Annotated in this window: 2 protein-coding genes; both read left to right on the top strand. The window is 69.4% G+C overall.

The window, feature by feature from the left end:
- A partial coding sequence (locus tag ACLML9_RS28395) for a biotin/lipoyl-containing protein (protein WP_411948374.1) occupies window positions 1-1,303 on the top strand: 1,303 nt, incomplete at its 5' end.
- Between the two features lie 3 nt (window positions 1,304-1,306).
- Entirely contained in the window at window positions 1,307-2,467 is a 1,161-nt protein-coding gene (locus ACLML9_RS28390) for an acyl-CoA dehydrogenase family protein (RefSeq protein ID WP_411948373.1), read from the top strand.
- Window positions 2,468-2,481: the final 14 nt, after the last annotated feature.

The following is a 2,481-nucleotide window of genomic DNA, read 5'->3' as shown; positions in this document are numbered from 1 at the left end:
ACGTATCGATGCCGGTCGGGGACCGGATTCGGGACCCGGTATGCGGGACCGGCTGTTCGAGGCGGCCCGCCAGGCCGCCGCCGCCATCGGCTACACCGGCGCCGGTACGGTCGAGTTCCTGGCCGACGAATCCGGTGACTTCTTCTTCCTGGAGATGAACACCCGCCTCCAGGTGGAGCATCCGGTCACCGAATGCACCACCGGGCTGGATCTGGTCCAGTTGCAGCTGGAGGTGGCCCAGGGCGCTCGGCTGGCCCCGGAACCTCCCGCTCCGCACGGTCATTCGATCGAGGTCCGGCTCTACGCCGAAGATCCCGCTCAGGATTGGCAGCCGCAGAGCGGAACCATGCACCGCATCGAGATCCCGCAGATCGCGGCGGAATTCGACCTGCTCGACCGCCCCGGGGTCCGGCTGGATTCCGGCGTGGTCGACGGTTCGGTGGTCGGGGTGCACTACGACCCCATGCTCGCCAAGGTCATCTCCTACGGCCGCACCCGGGCGGAGGCGGCCCGGCTGCTGGCCGGCGCCCTGCACCGGGCCCGGATCCACGGCCTGGTCACCAACCGCGACCTGCTCGTCCGGGTCCTGCGCCATCCCGCCTTCCTGGCCGGCGATACCGATACCGTGTTCTTCGCCACGCACGGCCTGGACGCCTTGGCCGCGCCGCTGGCCGGCCCGGACGACGAGGAACTGTCAATCGTCGCGGCCGCGCTCGCCGAAGCGGCCGCCAACCGGGCCCGGGCGGGTGTGGTCGCGGGCGTGCCGAGCGGCTGGCGCAATCTGCCGTCGCAGGCGCAACGCAAGTCCTACGAAAGCCGCGCCACCGGTACGCACGATATCGACTACCGGTTCACCCGGGGCGGGGTGGAGGTCGCCGGGCACGACGGTCTGGATTTGATCTCCACCACGCCCGATCAGGTCGTACTGGCGGTGCCCGGTGCGCACGGCCCGGTCCGGCGGCAGTTCGCCGTCGCCCGCTACGACGATCTGGTCTGCGTGGATTCCGCGCTCGGTCCGGTGTCGGCGCGCCGCCTGCCGCGGTTCACCGACCCCGCCGACCAGGTGGCCACCGGGTCGCTGCTGGCGCCCATGCCGGGCAGCGTGATCCGGCTGGGCGCCGCGGTCGGCAGTGTGGTGACCGCCGGCCAGCCGATCCTGTGGCTGGAGGCCATGAAGATGGAGCACACCATCGCCGCGCCCGCCGACGGTGTGCTCAGTGCCGTGAATGTCGAAGTCGGCCAACAGGTCGACGTGGGCGCCGTTCTCGCCGTGGTGGATCCCGCCACCGAAAACCAGGAGTAGGCAATGAGCTTCATCGAATCCGACGAACGCAAAGAACTGCGCGCGGCCGTGGCCGCGCTGGCCGCCAAGTACAACTACCGCGATTACGTGCTGCCCCGGGCGCGGAAGAGCGAACCGCTGGACGAACTGTGGTCCGAGGCCGGGAAGCTGGGCTTCCTCGGGGTGAACCTGCCGGAGGAGTACGGGGGCGGCGGCGCCGGCATGTACGAACTGGCGCTGGTGATGGAGGAGCTGTCCGCGCAGGGTGCCGGTCTGCTGCTCATGGTGGTCTCACCCGCCATCTGCGGCACCATCATCACCAAGTACGGCACCGACGAGCAGAAGGCCGAATGGCTGCCCAAGCTCTCCGACGGTTCGGCCAAGATGGTTTTCGGCATCACCGAACCCGACGCCGGTTCCAATTCGCACCAGATCACCACCACCGCCCGCCGCGACGGTGACGACTGGCTGCTCACCGGTCGCAAGATCTTCATCTCCGGCGTCGACCAGGCCGAGGCGGTGCTGATCGTGGCCCGCACCGAGGACCACAAGACCGGCAAGCTCAAGCCCGCCCTGTTCATCGTCCCCACCGACGCGCCCGGGTTCGAGAAGACCCCGCAGGACATGGACATCATCGAACCGGACCACCAGTTCACCCTGTTCCTCGATGATGTCCGGCTGCCCTCCACCGCCCTGGTCGGTAAAGAGGACGCCGCCCTCATGCAGCTGTTCGCGGGCCTGAACCCGGAGCGGATCATGGGCGCCGCCATGGCGGTCGGTGTCGGCCGCTACGCGCTGGACCGCGCGGTCGAATACGCCAACGAGCGCACGGTCTGGAAGACCCCCATCGGCGCGCACCAGGGCATCGCGCATCCGCTGGCGCAGGTGAAGATCGAACTGGAGCTGGCCCGGCTGATGATGCTCAAGGCCGCCACCCTCTACGACGCCGGTGACGAGATGGGCGCCGCCGAGGCCGCCAACATGGCCAAATACGCGGCCGCCGAAGCCAGTATCAAGTCCCTCGACCAGGCCATCCAGACCCACGGCGGCGCCGGCCTGACCTCGGAATACGGCCTGGCCGCCATGCTCGGCGCGGCCCGGATCGCGCGGGTGGCCCCGGTGAGCCGGGAAATGATCCTCAACTTCGTCGCCCAGCATTCGCTGGGCCTGCCGAAGTCCTACTGACCGGCGGGCCGGGG

Source organism: Nocardia sp. NPDC002869 (assembly GCF_046764065.1).
GTDB classification, from domain to species: Bacteria; Actinomycetota; Actinomycetes; order Mycobacteriales; family Mycobacteriaceae; genus Nocardia; species Nocardia rhamnosiphila.
This window is presented reverse-complemented; position numbering and strand designations above follow the sequence as displayed.

What these genes read in the sequence shown, in the direction of transcription:
- ACLML9_RS28390 (WP_411948373.1), top strand. Translation starts at nt 1,307, where the DNA reads ATGAGCTTCATCGAATCCGACGAACGCAAAGAACTGCGCGCGGCCGTG.